General features: G+C 37.1%; 16 protein-coding genes, 2 riboswitches and 1 other annotated feature. Of the genes, 6 read left to right on the forward strand and 10 right to left on the reverse strand.

Going from position 1 to position 19,461, the window contains the following annotated elements; all coding sequences use genetic code 11:
- Window positions 1-367: 367 nt before the first annotated feature.
- The 4 genes from leuS to J5J03_RS03925 all read right to left on the reverse strand — a co-directional run bounded on the left by leuS (window position 368) and on the right by J5J03_RS03925 (window position 7,499).
- Entirely contained in the window at window positions 368-2,785 is a 2,418-nt protein-coding gene (gene leuS, locus J5J03_RS03910; protein ID WP_208586237.1) for a leucine--tRNA ligase, read from the reverse strand.
- Between the two features lie 77 nt (window positions 2,786-2,862).
- Window positions 2,863-3,084 (reverse strand) — a binding site (T-box leader).
- 76 nt (window positions 3,085-3,160) lie between these two features.
- A complete protein-coding gene (locus J5J03_RS03915) occupies window positions 3,161-4,819 on the reverse strand; it encodes a glycoside hydrolase family 13 protein (protein ID WP_208586239.1) in 1,659 nt (552 codons plus the stop codon).
- Between the two features lie 491 nt (window positions 4,820-5,310).
- Window positions 5,311-6,384: a 23S rRNA (adenine(2503)-C(2))-methyltransferase RlmN gene (gene rlmN, locus J5J03_RS03920; protein WP_208586240.1), complete on the reverse strand. Its 1,074-nt coding sequence runs from the start codon at window positions 6,382-6,384 to the stop codon at window positions 5,311-5,313.
- A gap of 74 nt (window positions 6,385-6,458) precedes the next feature.
- Window positions 6,459-7,499, reverse strand: a complete 1,041-nt coding sequence (locus J5J03_RS03925) for a tellurite resistance/C4-dicarboxylate transporter family protein (protein WP_208586241.1) — start codon at window positions 7,497-7,499, stop codon at window positions 6,459-6,461.
- 132 nt (window positions 7,500-7,631) lie between these two features.
- Between J5J03_RS03925 and ilvB the strand changes: the two genes are divergently transcribed.
- The gene (ilvB, locus tag J5J03_RS03930; protein WP_208586242.1) at window positions 7,632-9,302 is read left to right on the forward strand and encodes a biosynthetic-type acetolactate synthase large subunit; all 1,671 of its coding nucleotides are present in this window, start codon (window positions 7,632-7,634) and stop codon (window positions 9,300-9,302) included.
- A 174-nt stretch (window positions 9,303-9,476) separates the two neighbouring features.
- Window positions 9,477-9,677 carry a cold-shock protein gene (locus J5J03_RS03935; protein ID WP_018934369.1) on the forward strand — a complete coding sequence of 67 codons (201 nt, stop codon included), beginning with the start codon at window positions 9,477-9,479 and terminating at the stop codon, window positions 9,675-9,677.
- Window positions 9,678-9,731: 54 nt separating this feature from the next.
- Here J5J03_RS03935 and J5J03_RS03940 read toward each other — a convergent pair whose 3' ends face one another.
- Window positions 9,732-10,091: a DUF488 domain-containing protein gene (locus J5J03_RS03940; RefSeq protein ID WP_208586243.1), complete on the reverse strand. Its 360-nt coding sequence runs from the start codon at window positions 10,089-10,091 to the stop codon at window positions 9,732-9,734.
- A gap of 79 nt (window positions 10,092-10,170) precedes the next feature.
- On the opposite strand from J5J03_RS03940, the gene J5J03_RS03945 reads away from it, so the two are divergent.
- Complete coding sequence (locus tag J5J03_RS03945) at window positions 10,171-11,172, forward strand: LLM class flavin-dependent oxidoreductase (RefSeq protein ID WP_208586245.1); 1,002 nt, start codon at window positions 10,171-10,173, stop codon at window positions 11,170-11,172.
- A 302-nt stretch (window positions 11,173-11,474) separates the two neighbouring features.
- Here the strand turns inward: J5J03_RS03945 and J5J03_RS03950 are convergent, their stop codons facing one another.
- Window positions 11,475-12,269, reverse strand: a complete 795-nt coding sequence (locus J5J03_RS03950) for an alpha/beta hydrolase (RefSeq protein WP_208586247.1) — start codon at window positions 12,267-12,269, stop codon at window positions 11,475-11,477.
- Between the two features lie 14 nt (window positions 12,270-12,283).
- On the reverse strand, window positions 12,284-13,435 hold the full coding sequence (locus tag J5J03_RS03955) for a serine hydrolase domain-containing protein (protein WP_407927794.1): 1,152 nt from the start codon (window positions 13,433-13,435) through the stop codon (window positions 12,284-12,286).
- Window positions 13,436-13,561: 126 nt separating this feature from the next.
- On the opposite strand from J5J03_RS03955, the gene J5J03_RS03960 reads away from it, so the two are divergent.
- A complete protein-coding gene (locus tag J5J03_RS03960; protein WP_208586251.1) occupies window positions 13,562-15,046 on the forward strand; it encodes an MDR family MFS transporter in 1,485 nt (494 codons plus the stop codon).
- Window positions 15,047-15,155: 109 nt separating this feature from the next.
- Here the strand turns inward: J5J03_RS03960 and J5J03_RS03965 are convergent, their stop codons facing one another.
- Window positions 15,156-15,587, reverse strand: coding sequence for a cell wall hydrolase (locus tag J5J03_RS03965; RefSeq protein ID WP_208586254.1), 432 nt, complete (start codon window positions 15,585-15,587; stop codon window positions 15,156-15,158).
- A gap of 120 nt (window positions 15,588-15,707) precedes the next feature.
- Here J5J03_RS03965 and J5J03_RS03970 point away from each other — a divergent pair, with 120 nt between their 5' ends.
- Window positions 15,708-15,974, forward strand: a complete 267-nt coding sequence (locus tag J5J03_RS03970; protein ID WP_208586255.1) for a hypothetical protein — start codon at window positions 15,708-15,710, stop codon at window positions 15,972-15,974.
- A 26-nt stretch (window positions 15,975-16,000) separates the two neighbouring features.
- Here J5J03_RS03970 and cobA read toward each other — a convergent pair whose 3' ends face one another.
- Complete coding sequence (gene cobA, locus J5J03_RS03975; protein WP_208586257.1) at window positions 16,001-16,750, reverse strand: uroporphyrinogen-III C-methyltransferase; 750 nt, start codon at window positions 16,748-16,750, stop codon at window positions 16,001-16,003.
- Window positions 16,710-17,807 carry an inorganic phosphate transporter gene (locus tag J5J03_RS03980; RefSeq protein WP_231710595.1) on the reverse strand — a complete coding sequence of 366 codons (1,098 nt, stop codon included), beginning with the start codon at window positions 17,805-17,807 and terminating at the stop codon, window positions 16,710-16,712. Before J5J03_RS03980 ends, cobA begins: the two co-directional genes overlap by 41 nt.
- Window positions 17,808-17,934: 127 nt before the next feature.
- A riboswitch (SAM riboswitch) is annotated at window positions 17,935-18,036 on the reverse strand.
- A gap of 161 nt (window positions 18,037-18,197) precedes the next feature.
- A riboswitch (SAM riboswitch) is annotated at window positions 18,198-18,300 on the forward strand.
- Between the two features lie 74 nt (window positions 18,301-18,374).
- Here J5J03_RS03980 and J5J03_RS03985 point away from each other — a divergent pair.
- Window positions 18,375-19,460: a methionine biosynthesis PLP-dependent protein gene (locus J5J03_RS03985; RefSeq protein ID WP_208586261.1), complete on the forward strand. Its 1,086-nt coding sequence runs from the start codon at window positions 18,375-18,377 to the stop codon at window positions 19,458-19,460.
- The last annotated feature ends 1 nt before the right edge of the window (window position 19,461 follow it).

The raw sequence follows: 19,461 nt of genomic DNA on the forward strand, positions 1-19,461 counted from the left end.
TCAATAAAAGTTGACTTGCGCTCGCTTCTATAAGCTAGCTTGTTTCATGTTTATAATCATACTGGTTGTTTTGTTCAGTTTTCAAAGATCAATGTCATTTTGAAGCGACAAATAAATTATAGCAAATCGCTATATATCTGTCAATAATTTTTTTGAGCTCTTTTTAACGAGTCAACTTTTACAATGATACAGATTGTGTAACAAAAAGTCAATACCATATTTCAAATTTTATTATGGAATGATACAAATTAAAATATACATCAAAATTTTAATATAACGTAATTCTAGTTGGTCATTAGTTAATGTCAAAACCCGCTTCTACAACTAGAAACGGGTTTATATATGAAGTATATCGAAAGCGCGCTATTTAATTCGCAACAATATTCACTAACTTACCAGGTACTACAATCACTTTACGCACCGTTTTCCCTTCAATACGTTCTTTGATAGCTTCTTGTTCTAAAGCTTTTTGTTCGATTTCGTCTTTAGACGCATTTTTATCCACCAACATTTTCGCACGAACTTTCCCCATAATTTGAATGACAATCTCTACTTCATTTTCCACTAATTTAGATTCGTCATATTCTGGCCATTGCTCATACGCTAATGTGTCATCATGTCCAAGCAACTGCCAAATCTCTTCTGTTAAGTGCGGAGCCACAGGTGATAACAACTTCACAAATCCTTTCACATACACTCTTGGGATTTCCTCCGCTTTATAAGCTTCATTAATAAATACCATCATCTGTGAGATACCAGTGTTGAATCTTAAACCTTCAAAATTCTGTGTAACTACTTTTACTGTTTCATGATAGATTTTTTCTAAATCATCTGAACGATCTGCTTCCGTTACTTTATTAGATAATTGATGGTCATCCGTTACAAACAAACGCCAAACACGATCTAAGAATCGTCTTGCACCGTCTAATCCATTGGTACTCCATGCCACAGAAGCATCTAATGGCCCCATGAACATTTCATACAGCCTTAATGTATCAGCACCATGTGTTTGGACAATCTCATCTGGATTCACAACATTGCCTTTGGATTTACTCATCTTTTCATTATTTTCACCAAGAATCATACCTTGGTTAAACAATTTTTGAAATGGCTCTTTAGTCGGTACAACACCGATATCATATAAAAACTTGTGCCAAAATCGTGCATACAACAAGTGTAATACAGCATGCTCAGCACCACCTATATAAACATCAACAGGCAGCCATTCCTTCAATGTATTAAAATCCGCAAGCTTCTCAGGATTATGTGGATCGACATAACGTAAGAAATACCAACAACTCCCTGCCCATTGTGGCATCGTATTTGTTTCACGGCGACCTTTCATACCTGTTTCAGGATCTGTCACATTGACCCAATCTTCTATATTAGCAAGTGGAGACTCTCCTGTTCCCGAAGGCTTTATTTCAACAGTTTTGGGAAGTACCAATGGTAACTCTTCCTCTGGAACAGCAGACATAGAGCCATCTTCCCAATGGATAACTGGGATTGGTTCTCCCCAATAGCGTTGACGACTGAATAACCAGTCGCGAAGGCGATAAGTTACTTTTCGTTCCCCTCTCTTTTTATCCTCTAACCAATTGATTGCTTTAGCGATAGCTTCTTCTTTATTTAATCCATTCAAAAACTCTGAGTTGATGTGTGGACCATCACCCGTAAATGCTTCTTTTTCTATATTGCCACCTTCTAAAACAGGGATAATTTCAAGGTTAAATTGTTTCGCAAACTCATAGTCACGCTCATCATGTGCCGGAACCGCCATGATTGCACCAGAACCATAAGTCATTAACACATAATCTGCCACCCAAATAGGAAGCTTCTTTCCGTTAATTGGATTAATTGCATATGCTCCAGTGAAAACGCCTGTTTTATCTTTGGCTAGGTCTGTTCGTTCTAAGTCACTTTTTGTCTTTACGTTATCTAAGTATACATTGACATCTCCCTGTTGCTCAGCTGTAACCACTTTATCCACTAGCGGGTGCTCTGGGGCTAACACAGCATAAGTAGCACCAAATAATGTATCCGGCCGTGTTGTAAAAACGGTAAAGGATTCATCATGAGCATCGATATCAAAAATGACTTCTGCACCCTCAGAACGGCCAATCCAGTTACGCTGCATGTCTTTTATACTTTCCGGCCAATCTAACTCATCTAAATCTTCCAATAAACGATCAGCATAAGCTGTGATTTTTAACATCCACTGCTTCATCGGTTTTCGTTCAACTGGATGTCCGCCACGCTCACTTTTTCCATCTATTACTTCTTCATTAGCTAGTACAGTACCTAAGGCTGGGCACCAGTTGACTGGAACTTCATCAATATAGGCTAATCCTTTTTCGTACAGCTTCAAGAAAATCCATTGCGTCCATTTATAATAATTTGGATCTGTTGTATTCACTTCGCGATCCCAATCATAAGAGAAACCTAACTCCTGAATTTGTCGACGAAAGGTATTAATATTCTGTTCTGTAAAATCTGCCGGGTCATTTCCTGTATCTAACGCATATTGTTCAGCCGGCAGACCAAATGCATCCCAACCAATTGGGTGTAATACTTCATATCCTTGCATTCGTTTCATTCTTGATAAGATATCTGTTGCTGTATAACCTTCTGGATGTCCAACGTGCAAACCAGCCCCAGATGGATAAGGGAACATATCTAACGCATAAAATTTATCCTTATCAGAACCCGCATTCGTTGCAAATGTTTTATTTTCTATCCAATAATTGCGCCATTTTTCTTCAATTTGTTTATGATCAAATGACATATCTTCCTTCCTCCTTCAAACCATTATACATATACCGAACATACGTTCTTTAACGCAAAAAAATCTCCCTGATCCCAAAATGGGACGAGAGAGATTCCCGCGGTACCACCCAACATTAGTGTTAAGCTATTCGTTAACACCCACTTAAACTCCTTAACGCGGATAACGACAAAAGCTACTAGACTTGTTCACTTTTGTAACATCTGAGGCGAGTTCGTAACAGGATAGGAGTGACTCACACCGACCGCCACCTCTCTTAGCCTAATCCTATAACTACTATTCCTCTTCATCGTCATATATATGCTTTATTGTACTTAATCTGCTTTACTTTCTGATAGTTTAAAGAAATGTCTGAATTTTGTCAAGGAGTGTTCATTACCAGATATAAACCTTTGCTTCATAAGGCTGCAAAACCATTTTTTCAGATAATTGCTTTCCATTTACATTTGTTAATACTAATTCAGGAGATTTTTCAAGGACATGTGTGGGAATGTTTACTTCCGCCTCTGTATCAAACAAGTTCGTTATAATAAATGCACCTTGTTTCTCTAAGTATCGGGTATATGCATACACCTTGTCGTGATTTGCTAACTCAAGTTCATAACTGCCATACACTAGAACCTCGTATCGCTTTCGTGTCGCAATCATTCTTTTATAGTATTGTAATATAGAGTTCGGATTTTCTTGCTGAACTGCCACATTTATTTCCTTATAGTTTGGATTGACTTTCAACCAAGGTGTACCGCTCGAAAAACCTCCATTTACATCAGGGCTCCATTGCATAGGCGTTCTGGAATTATCACGACCACTCTTCCAAATCTTCTTCATGATTGTTTCATGTGATTTACCTTCTGCAATCTCGTTTTCATACATATTTTTGATCGCTACATCGTTATAATCATCAATCGAATCAAACTGTACATTAGTCATACCGATCTCTTGTCCTTGATAAATAAAAGGTGTCCCATGCATAAAGAAAAACATAGTTGCTAAACATTTCGCTGATTGCTCATGATATTGATCGTCGTTTCCCCAAGTCGAAACCGAACGAGGCTGGTCATGGTTTTCTAAAAAAAGCGCATTCCACCCAACACCTTCCAACCCTTTTTGCCACTTTGTCAAAGTTTGTTTTAAAGTGTGAATATCTAATCTCCCTTCTGCACTCATATTCCACAGACCTAGATGCTCAAATTGAAAAATCATATCAAAATATCCTGCTTCCTCACCAACCCATTGATCAGCATCCTCTACCGTTACACCATTCGCTTCACCAACCGTCATAATATCATAATGATGAATGGTCTCCTTCGCAAATTCTTTTAAAAACTTATCAATACCTGGGCGATTCATATGACCATCGAAGGAAGGTACATATTTTTTGTTATCAGGGTTTGGCATATCAGGAAACCCTGGCACTTTTTTTATATGAGATATCGCATCCACCCTAAATCCATCAATCCCTTTTTCTAACCACCAATTCACCATATCATAAAGATCCTGTCGTACATCTGGATTCTCCCAGTTTAAATCAGGTTGTTTAGTAGAAAAAACATGCATATAATATTCTTGAGTCTTCTCGTCATATTCCCAGGCAGAGCCGCCAAAGATTGATTCCCAATTGTTTGGCTCTTTTCCATCTTTACCAGGATGCCAAATATAATAATTACGATACGGATTATCTTTAGATGAACGTGACTCCATAAACCATTCATGCTCATCAGAAGTGTGATTAATAACTAAATCCATGATTAATTTCATATTACGACTATGTACTTCTTCCAGAAGCAGGTCGAAATCTTCCATTGTTCCGAAATCATCCATAATCTTCTGATAGTCACTAATATCGTATCCGTTATCATCATTAGGTGACTCATAAACAGGACTGATCCAAATCACATCAATACCTAAGTCTTTTAGATAATCAAGCTTCTTAATAACACCTTGTATATCTCCGATTCCGTCTCCATTTGAATCCATAAAACTGCGCGGGTAAATTTGATATGCTACTGCTTCTTTCCACCATTTTCTATTCATAGAATAACCCCCTTAATATATGTAACAAGTGCCTTCTCTTTTCCTCTTTCTTCCTTTTAAATTCGGAGACACTATAATTTCTTCTAAAAATTGCGCAAGCGATTGCATACATATAATATTATCATTTAATGTTTTTATGTCAATAGTATTTATAGAATTAGAAATATCATTATACAGACAAAGCAATCGATTGCATCTTGCACTAAATAATTGCTGACCTCTATGCTTGTGTGGAAAAGCATTTGTTGAGCGGACATTTAGTGCGTTATTTGGCGAAATAACTACCAAATTTCGGTGTTGACGGACATTTAATCCCTTATTCGGTTCATTTCAGGTTGAATTAATACTATTTTCGATGAATAGCGGAATAGATGTCCACAGCTTCATCAAAAACGGCATTTTTGTCACAAATAACGGAACAAATGTCCGCTTCAACTCCCATTTATCAGAGAGTAACCTTTACGTAAAAAAGAGTACCCGCTGGATACTCTTTACGCTTTTTGTTTTTCTTTATCTTTTTTGATTTGTTTACTACGAAGCTGTCCACATGCTGCATCAATATCTGTACCGTGTTCAACACGGACACCACAGTTAATGCCATTTTCCAATAATACTTGATAAAAATCTAAAATTGCCTTTTTCTCACTTCGATCATATTGATTGTGTTCATCAACAGGGTTATATGGAATTAAATTGACATAGGACAAATGACGTTTGTCTTTTAACAAAGACACTAATTGTTCTGCTTCTTTTTTATGATCATTAACATCTTTAAGCAAAATATATTCAAAAGTAATGCGACGGTTGGTTTTTTCTAAATAATAATCGATTGCTGGCATTAATTTTTCTAATGGAAAAGCTTTATTAATTTTCATAATTTTTGTTCGCAACTCATTATTAGGAGCGTGTAATGACAGCGCCAAATTCACTTGTAAATTCTCATCAGCAAAATCATAAATACGTTTAGCTAAACCACTTGTTGAAACGGTAATATGTCTTGCACCGATAGAAAGCCCTTCTTGGTCGTTAACAATTCGTAAAAAATCCATCATGTTATCATAATTGTCAAATGGTTCACCGATCCCCATGACAACAATATGACTCACCCGTTCCTCTTTCCCTTTAGTATCCAAGTGTTTTTGCACATTCATTATTTGTTCAACGATTTCACCAGCAGAAAGATCGCGATTCTTCGTTAATAAACCACTCGCGCAAAACGAACAGCCAATATTACATCCGACTTGTGTTGTCACACAGACTGAATAACCATAACTAAATTTCATTAGGACTGTTTCAATTAAATTACCATCGGAAAGCTTAAATAAAAACTTAATCGTTCCATCCTTCGATTCCTGTTTAATTTCCTGTTCTAATGTACCTAAATAGAAGTTTTCCTTTAATACCAGTTGGCAATCTTTATTTAAATTATACATTTCTGCAAATGTATTCACTCTTTTTTTATACAACCAATTCCAAACTTGTTTTGCACGGAATTTTTTTTGACCATGTTCTATTAACCATTCTTGTAGTTGATCAAATGTCAATGAATAAATCGAGCGTTTCATCCGAATCCCTCATTTCCATAATAGCTCTAGTTCCCATCACTACATCATACTAAATTTTCGTAACAATAACAAGGTCATCTTTGTCTGACAAGATCTATGTAAAGGTGGACGATAAGTAATATAATGCCAAACCCCCATGTAATCCACGCTGGGTAAATAAATACATGAGAAATATTTTTTAGAAAAGGGATCGCTAGTGCTTCAGACAACTGATAAGTAGATGTCGTATACATTGCAAGCGGGAACACCATTCCCCACATCTGATAATCATAATTAATCGGAAAACGATGGACTATATAACGCCAATACATCAAAATAACTAACAGCGGAATCCACCATGTACCAGTTACCCAGAAAAATAATGTGAACCCTTTGATAAAGGATACGAATTGTTCAATAAAAAGTGAACCGACTGCATTCATAATAATCAACGAACCTGCAAGTGTTGTAATTGCTACTGCCCCCATATTAATCCAATAAGGAGGTGTTAAGGAAGCATGCTTTAAATGCAAAAAAGTAAAGCGATAAAATATTAACGTTATAATACTTAAATACAGCATACATCCTAATAAAAACATGGATAGAGTAAAGAAGTTTATAAAACCAATTAATGCTTGATTTTCATAAAACGGAATTAGTAATACCCCTAATATGGCAACCGATTGAGTAGCAACGGTCGCAATTAACCATGCTCCATTAATTCCTTCAGCCAGTGTTGGTTTCTCTTCTCTAATGGTAACTGCAGTAAAAAAAGCATACATAATAACAATCCATAATACGATAGAACACATCCACAAAATAAAAGCCACACTGTACTTTTCCTCAAGGATTACAAGCTGACTGCCAAAAACATTCGTTCCTGCTACTAAAGTAAAGAAACCCGGACCTTTTAAATGACTTGTTAAATCTTCTATGACGTTTCTGAAATAAAAGGTGACTCTAACAATGGTTAGAATAGTGATTATTGTATAAAAAATAATATTACAAAATAAAAGCGCCTGACTTATTTTTATAAATCCAAGTAAATGTGAAGCAATCGATAATGCACCTGTTGCCATAACTAATGCAAAATATCCGGTAAATAGATGTTTAATATTCTCTTTTATAACTGACATTTGGTACGCTCCTTAATTCACAAATGGCTTTTTGTCCAATTACACCCACTTCACTTTACGTGATATACATCACTACGTGAGTATGGATAGCAGATTACAATAACACGAAAAGGATAAAGGGATGAATGTACAATGCAACGACAAAATAAAGCTATCCATAAAGACTCCTATATTACACAATCGTTAAAAAATATCGGGGTGGACACCATTTTCGGTTCTGTATTTCAGTCATTACTGTTAAAGTATGACAAAGATATCTTACACCAACAATTAACACATGAGCAATCCATTATTCATGCAGCAGATGGTTATGCTCGTGCTACCGGCAAAACCGGTGTTGCTTTTATTACAACAGATTTCGGGATAACCAATGCTGTAACTGGTATTGCAACTGCCCAATTAGATAGCATACCACTGTTAGTCTTTATTCAAAAAACGAATACACAAGATGAGTGTCTCGACATTGAAACCATCACCAAACCTATAAGTAAACATTACTTTCAAATCGAACACCTAGAAGATTTTCCATCTATCATTAGGGCAGCGGAACAAATTGCAAGTACTGGGCGGAAAGGTACAGTTATAATCGCATTTTCTAATCAGTTAATCGAACATATCGATTCACCACCACTTCACTCTCGAGAGCTTTACACTTCCGAGAAAGTACTTCCGTCCGTCCCCCTGCCCCAACTTAATAAAGCAGTCCAGCAAATTAGAAGAGCAAAAAAACCACTTTTATTAATTGGTGGTGGGGTGATTAGTTCAGGCTGCTATCACCTTCTTGATACATTTATCAATCTCACAAACATTCCTTTTACTAGTACATTAATGGGGTTAGGTGCCATCGATGTGAATCATCCGCTGCATTTAGGTATGGTAGGCATGCATGGGACCTTCGCTGCTAACCGTGCCGTACATCGTTGTGATTTACTTATTTGCTTAGGGGTTCGCTTTAGTGATCGAATTACAGGGAGAGCGAAGGGTTTTTCACCTCATTCCCTTAAAATCCAAGTAGATATCGACCCAGCTGAAGTGAACAAAAACATTCCAGTTGACATTCCTATTATTAGTGATATTAAACCTGTTTTAACTGCTTTCATAGACCAATTAAAAAACTTTAATGGCAATCATTGGGTTAATGAAGTGTTGAGTTGGAATAAAACTTCACCACAGTTTTCAACTTCTAGCAGCAAGTTAAAGCCCGATGATATCATCCGAATAATAGACCAATATGCTGGTAAGAATACTATTGTAGCCACTGATGTCGGTCAGCATCAAATGTGGACCGCATTACACTTTCCATTTCGCCGTCCGCGACAATTACTAACCTCTGGGGGCTTTGGAACAATGGGCTACGGACTACCAGCTGCAATTGGCGCTGCAGTAGGAAAAAAAGAGCAAACAGTTATATGTTTCACTGGTGATGGCAGTATTCAAATGAATATTCAAGAGCTCTATCACGTCGCTCAGCATAACCTAAACATAAAAATAATTATTTTACGAAACGGTTATTTAGGTATGGTGCGGCAATGGCAGCAACTATTTTATAAAAATAAATATTCTCAGGTAAAAATTAGCTCTCCTGATTTTCTTACATTTGCAGAAAGTTTTGGTGTCAAAGGGTATCGTGCATCGATTAAAACAGAAGCAGAAAAAGTCATTAGTCAAGCTTTTGCGTCAAAGCAGCCGGCAGTATTAGACTTTCTCATTGAAGAAGAAGTGAATGTCTATCCGATTGTACCACCTGGTGGAAATAATACAGATGCCATACATGGAACTGAACAAAATCAGCGCAAAAAGTAAAAACGAAAATATTTCAACATTAACTTGCAATTTCAATCTTAACTTGCTATAATTGCCTTAGCTATTTTGTTCGATGACACCTTCAAGTATCGTAACGTAAAGTTTTCGTTTTGAGGCAAGAGCAAGAATAGTAATACAATTGTGTGAACGGTTCACACTAGGAGGAAAAGAAATATGGTACAAGGTACAGTAAAATGGTTTAACGCAGACAAAGGTTTTGGATTTATCGAAGTTGAAGGACAAGACGACGTATTCGTACACTTCTCTGCTATCCAAGGCGAAGGCTTTAAAACACTTGAAGAAGGTCAAAGCGTAACTTTCGATATTGAAGAAGGTAACCGTGGACCACAAGCAGCTAACGTAGTAAAAAACTAATTTAGCGCTTAACTGAGAAAACCGCTTATGCTTTTTAGCATAAGCGGTTTTTTATTATGAAATTAACTCCTTCAGTATGACTACATGATTATACTGCTGCTCTTTCGCAGCAAACACTAATGTAATGTTATGCTTATACTCCTCACCATAAGTACGCAATTGATCTAATGCTTCTCGTTTTTCTAAGTCATGCTCTAATTCTTTTAAATATAACTGCTTAAACTGATCAAATTTAGCAGGGTCATGATCAAACCATTTTCTTAACTTAGGTGAAGGACCAACTTCTTTTAACCATACATCTATCTGTGCCCTTTCTTTTGAAACCCCGCGAGGCCAAACACGGTCAACAAGAATTCGAAAACCATCTTCTTTACTCACTTCATCATATACACGCTTTAATTGAATGGAAAACACCCCCGAGCAAATTATTAGACCTTTACTACTTTTGAGCGTATCATTTCTTACATCCTCAAGTAAAACAAGGAGTGATTACATGGGAAAAGAATTCTCCAATGTTAAATTTTCGATATTAGACTTAGCACCCGTCTTGCATGGATATGATGCTTCATTATCTTTACAAAATAGTGCCGATTTAGCCCAACACGTGGAAAAATTGGGATATCACCGCTACTGGTTGGCGGAACATCATAATATGCCTGGTATTGCCAGTTCTGCTACATCACTCGTTATCAGTCATATAGCTAGTCACACAGAAAAAATTCGCGTAGGTGCAGGGGGCATTATGCTTCCCAATCATGCACCACTAGTTATTGCCGAGCAATTTGGAACGCTCGATGCACTATACCCGGATAGGATTGACTTAGGATTAGGGCGTGCTCCAGGTAGTGATCAGGCTACAGCTTATGCACTAAGACGCACCTTAAACAGCAGCCCGGAAGATTTTCCAAGTCAGGTAGAAGAATTAGAAGCCTATTTTACAGGTGAAGCTCGCGTAACAGCAGTTCCTGGTCAAGGAGCAAATGTGCCGTTATGGTTACTTGGTTCAAGTGACTTCAGTGCTCGACTTGCTGCTGAAAAAGGACTGCCATTTGCATTCGCAAGCCATTTTTCACCTGATTATACATTACCAGCATTACGATTGTATCGAGATCGTTTTACACCATCAAACCACCTAAGCAAGCCTCAAGCAATGGTTGGTGTAAACATTATAGCTGCTGAAACAACTGAAAAAGCAAAATGGTTAGCAACTTCTCAACAACAGCAATTCTTGTCCATGGTACGCGGAAAACCATCTCAACTAATGCCACCTATTGATGATATGGATCATGAGTGGACTATCTATGAAAAAGCATCTGTAGAAAAATCTGTGAATAGTAAATCAACTATTGTAGGAGACAAAGATGTAGTAAGAGAAAAATTAGCTGCATTTATCGAAGAAACAGAAGCAGATGAAGTAATTATTAATTCTCAAATTTATGATCATGAAGAACGTAAAAATTCTTACCAAATCGTGGCAGACCTTGTCCACGTTTAATGATGTTACAATACACTACACACGTTTTCTTTGTGTTATGGACGTGTGTAGTGTTATTTTGAAATTAATTTCTGAGTTTGTACTGCTACCACTTTTTTGTGACAAATCTTTGTTCTTACTCTTGAGATTTGTTGATGATCTTAATTTATTCAACAAATCCTTCTGCTCTCTCTTGAAATTTGTTAATTATCTTGGTTTATTCAACAAATCCTTCTGCTCTCTCTTGTGATTTGTTGATTATCTCGATTTATTCAACAAATCCATCTTCTCTCTATTGTGATTTGTTGATGATCTTCATTTATTCAAGATCTACTTTTTATCGGTAACCATGCTAACACTTCTTGAATTTTTGCATCCCAGTATTCCCAGTCATGAGCGCCGTCTGAGAAAGTATGTACGATTGGAAGGTTATATTCTTCGGCAAATTGATAAAATTTCTGATTATCCTCCCATAGGAAATCCTCTGTACCACATGCTTGGAATAATTGCGGTAGTTCTTGATCACTTTCAAGTAAACCTTTGATAACTGTAAATAAATCATGATTTGTCCCATGAAGGTTATGATCCCCATAAACTTGATACAAAGAATTTGCAATTGGATTCTCATCTTCTTTAGCTTTTTCTACATGGGTGGCAATATCCAATACTCCCGATAAACTTGCCGCTGCCACAAATTGCTCTGGTTTACGCAATGCTAGCTTAAAAGCACCATATCCCCCCATTGATAAACCCGCTACAAAGTTATTATCTCTTTTGTCTGACAACGGAAAAAAGGAGCGAGCACTTCGTGGTAGTTCTTCAGAAATGAATGTCCAGTATTTTTTGCCATACTGCATATCCGCATAAAAGCTATGATCAACTTGTGGCATAACAACCGCAATTCCATATTCCGCTGCATACCTTTCGATCGATGTCCGTCTTGTCCAGATAGTATGATCATCACTAAATCCATGTAACAAATACAGAACTGGAACCTTTCCTTCCGACCGATTATTTTTAAGCCCAATTTGTGTTGAGGTTTCTTCAGGTAAAATCACCGTCATCGATGTACTAATAGTTAATACCTCTGAGAAAAAGTCGCATTTGATCAGTGCCATATAAACTCCCCCCCTTACAAAAGTGCGCCATAAATGACATTACGTATTCTTGGCTGATGATAAAACTCGAAGTTTGGCAGCATTTGCTGCATATAAACCGCAGAAAGTTTTTCTTTTGGATCAATAAATACATATGTTCCTGCCAAACCTGACCAACCAAACTCACCGATCGAACTATTACTACCTCCTCTGGCCTGATCGATCATAACGCGTACCCCTAGGCCATACCCATAACCATTTTCATAATTCCATCCTAACTCTGGAAGCTGCTCATCAGGTAAATGATTTTGTGCCATTAATTCAATCGTATGCTTGCTTAGAATCGTTACATGATCGATTGTTCCACCTAATGCTAAGCAGTGAGCAAACTTTTGATAATCTTCCAATGTAGAGTGAAGTCCTGCGCCACCACTCTCAAAAACAGCAATCGGTTCCGCATAACTATCTAATCTTGTATTCTTTACTAGTTCACCTGTTTCCTGACGGTCATATAGAGTTGCTAGTCGGTGCTTCTTAGCAAGTGGTACGTTAAAGAAAGTATCTTGCATACCTAATGGATTAAAAATGTTTTCAGCTAAGTATTCTCCAAATGATTGACCACTTACTTCTTCAATTAAAGCACCAAGCACATCATGGCTCAGTCCATATTTCCAATGGGTACCCGGATGAAACTCTAAAGGATTTTCACTTAGTTTTTTTGTCAATAATCGCAGTTTTGATATATTTAGAGAACGTTCTTCATCTCGCACCTCTGCCATTACTTGACTGGTCATTCTCTCTACCTCTGTATGTTCCCCACCATATGTTAATCCAGAAGTCATCGTAAACAAATCCTTAACTGTGATTTCCTGATTTGCTGGAACAAGCTGTTCATTCTCTAATACTTGCATGTTCTGAAATTCTGGTAAATAGGCGGAAAGGGGATCTGTCAGCAAAATTTTCCCTTGTTCGATTAGTTGTAATCCTGCTACACACGTAATTACTTTAGACATGGAATAGATACGATAAATCGTCTTGCTATTTATCTCATTTTGTTTTACCAGATCTGCATACCCAAAATAATTTTCATAGATTGATTGCTGATCTTTTTTGACAGATAAAGCTATACCTGCGGGGCCGTTTTTTAGAAATCCTTGTAATAAATCGTTTAACCGATTCTGAAGCACTGTCATTCCCTCCCTATGTTATCGCTTTCTTTATTTTATCACATAAATGACTAATTTGCTTTTTTCATACATGTTTACTAATTTTTGATACAATAGAAACAACTTAGAAAAAAAGGACGGACGCTTATGTCAGACAAAAGGACGAATCGACCACTCGTTCTCGCTTCACTTGTATTATCGATGTTTATGGCTGCGATAGAAGGAACAATTGTAGCGACGGCAATGCCTAATATTGTTGCTGATTTGGGTGGTTTTTCTTTATACAGTTGGGTTTTTTCTAGCTTTTTATTAATGCAGGCTGTCACAACGATGATCTATGGAAAGCTAGCAGATCTCTTTGGTAGAAAGCCTATTTTTATTATCGGTGTTGTGATCTTTTTAATCGGATCGATTCTTTGTGGACTTGCTCCAACTATGGGGATATTAATTGTATGCCGCTTAATTCAAGGACTTGGTGCTGGCGCGATTCAACCGATTGTTACTACTATTGTTGGTGATATGTATACCGTAGAGGAAAGGGCAAAAGTTCAAGGGTATTTAGCTAGTGTGTGGGGTATCTCCTCTGTAATTGGTCCATTACTCGGAGGAATTATCGTTCAATTTATCGATTGGGCATGGATCTTCTGGATGAATATACCAATAGGGATAATCGGGTTGATTGGTGTCATGATCTTTTTCCACGAAAAAGTCGATACAGAGAAAAAATCAATTGATTATCTAGGATCTAGTCTGTTTTTTATCGCAATCTCTTGTCTTATCATTGTTTTCGTACAAGCAGGAACGAATTGGGCATGGACATCCTTTGAAACGATTGGTTTATTATTGATTTTTGTGATTTGTATGGCAATCTTTATATGGCAAGAAAAAAAGGCAATATCACCGATGATGCCACTAACCCTATGGAAAAATAAATTAATTGTCATTGCCAATATCGCAACATTACTTTCCGGTATGATCATACTTGGCCTATCGAGTTTTCTTCCGACATATGTCCAAGGCGTAATGGGGGAATCTGCTATTGTTGCTGGTTTCACCTTAAGTACATTATCGATAGGTTGGCCGATTTCGGCTACACTAGCAGGACATCTTGTCTTAAGAATAGGGTTCAGCAAGACAGCTTTTGCCGGTGGTTTTGCCTTATTTCTCGGTACGTTCCTATTCTTTTTATTAGATGCAGATAAAGGACCAATCTATGCTGGAATCAGTTCATTTGTCGTTGGTGTTGGAATGGGATTATCTTCGACGACCTTTATTGTCTCGATCCAGAATACAGTGTCTTGGTATGAAAGAGGGGTCGCAACCTCGCTAAACATGTTCATGCGGATAATTGGCAGTGCAGTCGGTGCATCACTACTAGGCGGAATATTAAATATGCGATTACAATCCTTTTATCAACAAAGAGGAGAAGAACTAGAAGTTGCCAGTACAGATATGTTGTTAGATGAAGGAATGAGAGAAACCATATCTCCTGAAACTTTGGCATCGATGCAAGAAGGTTTAACCTATGCTTTACACACTGTATATACTGGTTTATTTATGATCGGATCGTTAACCTTTATTATTTTATGGTTCTTTCCAAAGGTTTCAATTAACAAGCAAAGAAAAAATTGAATAGTGTAGATCTTCCTATTAGTCTAAAACTGCTCATGCAACTGGAATAGAAAATTAGTCATATTCCAGTTGCTAAAAAAGTTTTTTAATACTGCTCCGTATAATGTCTTTAAAAAGTCTGAAATACGCTCGGGCAATCTGCTTCGGTTGGGTTATAAAAACAGTGGCTCTTAAAACGTCCTACATTCCATTGACCAAACCATTGTTCAGGGCAAGTTCCTTGCGGCATAAAGAACCATAAAGCATAACTTGCCGGATGATTGCGTTCCCCATTGATCGACTTTCGAGCTAAACGAATTTCTTTCTCTCTTGCTCGTTGATAAAAATACCCTTTTTGTGTTGCTTCAAAGCCTCCCGGACTTTGATATATCATTCGTTCTATCGAATTAATATCCTCAAAATCTAAACAACGGGCTTTCACCCGATTTACTCCTACATTCCCCACCATTAACATACCGAGCTGTCCGTCACCTTCTGCTTCTGCTCTCATTAATCGTGCTAGTAACCTCACATCTGCCTCATTTGCTTTTATTACAGCCATCCATATACCTCCTCTATTCCCTTTATATTCATTCTACAAAAAATGATGAATGTCCAAATACTTTCTAGTAATGTAACCCTTTTCATTTTGTGATATACTTGATCTAGGAGGTGCTTATTAATGGAGTTAAGTAGCTTTATTTTACACAAGGATATCTTACTAATTCATGCTGATATTAATGGAAATGACTATATATTTACTGTGAAGTGGAAAACAATCGAAAATAAAAAAGGCGGAGAATGGGAACTGAAATCCTATCTTAACAACTCTAATGGAAAAAAAGACTTGTCGGAAGAACAGTTGCAACAATTTATAGACCGGATAAATCCACAATGGGACTGGGAAAAAGACCAAGAACAAATTATGAATGTAATCAACAATGACTAGTTATCATGATAACTAGTCATTGTTCTTTACATATAAGCTTCCGTTGATTCCTTATACCATTTAATTTGCTCCTGTAGGCGAACAACTTCTCCGATCACGATTAAAGAAGGATTACTGATTTCATGTAACCTATCTGATATCGTTTCTAAATCAGCAACAACCGTCTTTTGTTCTGGAAGTGTTCCCCAATGAATAATGGAAACTGGAGTTGTCTTACTTAATCCTGCATTCTTTAATTTTTCACAGATAATCGGAAACTTCTTTATTCCCATATAAAAACACAATGTATCAGCTCCATTGGCAATATGCTGCCATTGTTTGTCTGTTTTTGCCTCTGGATTGGAACCATTAATAAAACTTACTGATCCACTGATATGACGATGAGTGAGCGGAATACCAGCATATGCTGCAGCACTTATTCCAGAAGTGATTCCAGGCACCACTTCATATTCAATTTGATTTTCTTCAAGGTGAATGGCTTCTTCTCCACCTCTGCCGAAAATAAATGGATCTCCTCCTTTTAATCTAGTAACGATTTTTCCGATAGAAGCATAATAAATTAGTTGCTCATTTATTTTATCTTGAATCAATCCATGCTTTCGTGGTTCTTTCCCACAGAAAATCAATTCAGCTTGTTCTTTGGCATGATTTAATAAGGATCGGTTTACCAATCGATCATACAGGATGACATCTGCTTCTTGTATAGCACGCAATCCCTTTACGGTAATTAATTCTTCATCTCCTGGTCCTGCTCCCACTAAGTAAACTTTCCCCATGTTGATCCCATCCTTTTTTTGTATTGGCTATTCTTGGTTTTTCTCGAAATCTCACTAAAATGTAAGTGGCAATGATGGCTAATGTTAGTAGTATCACTTGATCAAAACGTTGATGAACCATTATTTCAGTCAAGCCAAAGGCTATCACTAACGATACTATTGGCGATGTAATCCAGACTTTCGCTATTTGGTGGATAATTTTTTGTTTCCAAACTTCTTTAAATTGGTTGCTGGCATTTATCCCGACTATCGCTGAAGTTGTTACCTGGGTCATTGGGATTGGAATACCTAGCAATGAAGCAACTACTACCAGTCCACCTGTTGCACCAGAAATCACAATGCCATTGCCTAAAGTAAGTGAAGTAATCTTTTTGGCATTCGTTTCTAATACTCTGCCACCAAATAAAATACTACCTAATGCTACAACGAGCGCCATTAAAGGTAAACCCATGTCCATTGAAGTAATCCCTGCGCCTACTAACGGTCCTAATGTATTCGCTACATTATTCATACCAGCAGCAATTGCTTCTATTATACCAGTTAACAGTAATAAAAAAGTTAAAAGCTTTACTGGTGGGCGATAATTCATTCTATCATTTAATTTTTTTCTGATTTTTTCAAGACACATTGTTATTAAAAAAGCCCCAACTGGTATAATGATCCAAAAAGCTATAATGAGTAACACCATTTGAAGATTCAGTTGTTGATAACTGAGACCTACTCCAATGATGGCTCCCACTGTCACCTCACTCGTGGATAACGGAATTCCAATATAATTCGTAATTAACAATGTAAATCCTGAAACAACTAAAATAATACAAGCGATTCTTATATCTAAAATTTCTTCGGAGATGATACCTTTTCCAAGAGTATTCGCAACATGCTGCCCTCCAAGTATCGCACCCGTAACAGCACCAACTCCCGCAATAATTAGTGCGTACTTTCGTTGCTTGATCACTTTAGTACCGTACGTAATACTCATGCTAGCTGCTGAACCACTTGCTCCAATATTAAAGGCAAATAGACAAGCAGCTAATATTGCAATGATTGCTAACATCTCAGATCCCAACTTTCACCACAACAATAAAGTGGAATTATTTTTAGTATAAATACCCTATCCCAATAAGAAAACTCGGATTATGAATATAGAAAAACTCCTACTTGACGACAAAGTAGGAGTTTTCCTCTTATCTGCCAAGTAATACCTGCTGGAAGTAGCACAGTGCTTATTTAGCCTGTTGCTGAGAATTCGTCGGGCCAGTTCCCTCCTTCTCTCTTGATAAGATCATATGTTATTTTCATTTCTTACCACCGTTGATGATGTACATAATATAAGCTATTCTTAAGTAATTGTCAATAGATTCCATCCAAATATTTTTTAAGATTTACCTTGTAATTATTTCCTCAATGATGTATGATGTTTGTATTATATTTCCATAATTATTATATCTTATCGAGAGAGGTCTAGGGACTGGCCCGATGACACCTCAGCAACCAGCAAAGCAATTGTATGGTGCTAAATCCAGACGGTAATTTACCAAAGATAAGAGAATGCAACCTTAATCAAGGAGGTCTTCTACTTATCGAAGACCTCTTTTTTTTATTTTAGAAAGGATGAATCAAAATGAACAATATCGAAACAACCCTTGCACAAATAGGTAATCGAAAAGATCCACGTACTGGTGCAGTAGAAGCACCTATTTATTTATCAACCGCCTATCAACACCCATCACTAGGAGAGACAACCGGCTATGATTATACACGAACTGCAAATCCTACAAGGGAAATTGTAGAAGATGCGATCGCAACATTAGAAAAAGGTGCTAAAGGATTCGCCTGTTCTTCTGGCATGGCCGCTATCCAACTAGTCTTCTCCTTATTCAAACAAGGTGACGAAATAATCGTAACCGAAGATATTTATGGTGGAAGCTATCGATTATTTCAGCATTTTCAAGAATCTTATAACATCAAACCAGTATATGCAGATGCAGAAGAAATGGAACAGTATATTAACCCAAACACGAAAGCTATTTTCATAGAAACACCAACTAACCCGCTTTTATTGGAAATTAATATCGAGAAATTAGCCGCATTGGCTAAGAAGCATCAATTACTCTTTATTGTTGACAACACCTTTTACACACCATATTTACAACAGCCCTTAACACAAGGGGCAGATATTGTGATTCATTCCGCTACCAAATATTTAGGTGGACATAATGATGTACTCGCCGGACTAGTTGTAGTAAAGGATGTTACATTAGGCGAACAATTAACGTATCTCCACAATGCCATTGGTGCCGTACTTTCACCACTGGATACGATGCTTTTAATAAGAGGAATGAAAACATTATCACTTCGACTTGAGAAGCAACAACAAAATGCTAGACAATTAGCAGCTTTTTTAAAGGAATTATCCTTAGTGGAGGAAGTGCTTTATCCTGGCAAAGGAGCTATGATTAGTTTTCGAGTACAGGCTAAGTCAATCGTTTCTCCATTTCTAGAAAAATTAAAAATTATTTCATTTGCAGAAAGTTTAGGAGGCGTAGAAAGCTTTATTACCTACCCAGCAACCCAAACCCACGCAGATATCCCGAGAGAAGAACGGGAGAGACGGGGAATTAGTGATACATTACTTCGATTTTCTGTTGGGATTGAGGCAGTGGAAGATTTGAAACAAGACATTCAACAAGCATTAGGAGGGAATTAAG

Source organism: Gracilibacillus suaedae (genome assembly GCF_017599345.1).
In the GTDB taxonomy this organism is placed as follows: Bacteria; Bacillota; Bacilli; order Bacillales; family Amphibacillaceae; genus Gracilibacillus; species Gracilibacillus suaedae.

Bases quoted from the DNA above. Each gene is read 5' to 3' on its own strand.
- J5J03_RS03960 (WP_208586251.1), top strand. From the start codon at position 13,562: ATGTCAGACAAAAGGACGAATCGACCACTCGTTCTCGCTTCACTTGTA.
- leuS (WP_208586237.1), bottom strand. From the start codon at position 2,785: ATGTCATTTGATCATAAACAAATTGAAGAAAAATGGCGCAATTATTGG.
- J5J03_RS03925 (WP_208586241.1), bottom strand. From the start codon at position 7,499: ATGTCAGTTATAAAAGAGAATATTAAACATCTATTTACCGGATATTTT.
- rlmN (WP_208586240.1), bottom strand. From the start codon at position 6,384: ATGAAACGCTCGATTTATTCATTGACATTTGATCAACTACAAGAATGG.
- J5J03_RS03935 (WP_018934369.1), top strand. From the start codon at position 9,477: ATGGTACAAGGTACAGTAAAATGGTTTAACGCAGACAAAGGTTTTGGA.
- J5J03_RS03950 (WP_208586247.1), bottom strand. From the start codon at position 12,269: ATGGCACTGATCAAATGCGACTTTTTCTCAGAGGTATTAACTATTAGT.
- J5J03_RS03945 (WP_208586245.1), top strand. From the start codon at position 10,171: ATGGGAAAAGAATTCTCCAATGTTAAATTTTCGATATTAGACTTAGCA.
- J5J03_RS03985 (WP_208586261.1), top strand. From the start codon at position 18,375: ATGAACAATATCGAAACAACCCTTGCACAAATAGGTAATCGAAAAGAT.
- J5J03_RS03980 (WP_231710595.1), bottom strand. From the start codon at position 17,807: ATGTTAGCAATCATTGCAATATTAGCTGCTTGTCTATTTGCCTTTAAT.
- cobA (WP_208586257.1), bottom strand. From the start codon at position 16,750: ATGGGGAAAGTTTACTTAGTGGGAGCAGGACCAGGAGATGAAGAATTA.
- J5J03_RS03915 (WP_208586239.1), bottom strand. From the start codon at position 4,819: ATGAATAGAAAATGGTGGAAAGAAGCAGTAGCATATCAAATTTACCCG.
- J5J03_RS03965 (WP_208586254.1), bottom strand. From the start codon at position 15,587: ATGGCTGTAATAAAAGCAAATGAGGCAGATGTGAGGTTACTAGCACGA.
- ilvB (WP_208586242.1), top strand. From the start codon at position 7,632: ATGCAACGACAAAATAAAGCTATCCATAAAGACTCCTATATTACACAA.
- J5J03_RS03970 (WP_208586255.1), top strand. From the start codon at position 15,708: ATGGAGTTAAGTAGCTTTATTTTACACAAGGATATCTTACTAATTCAT.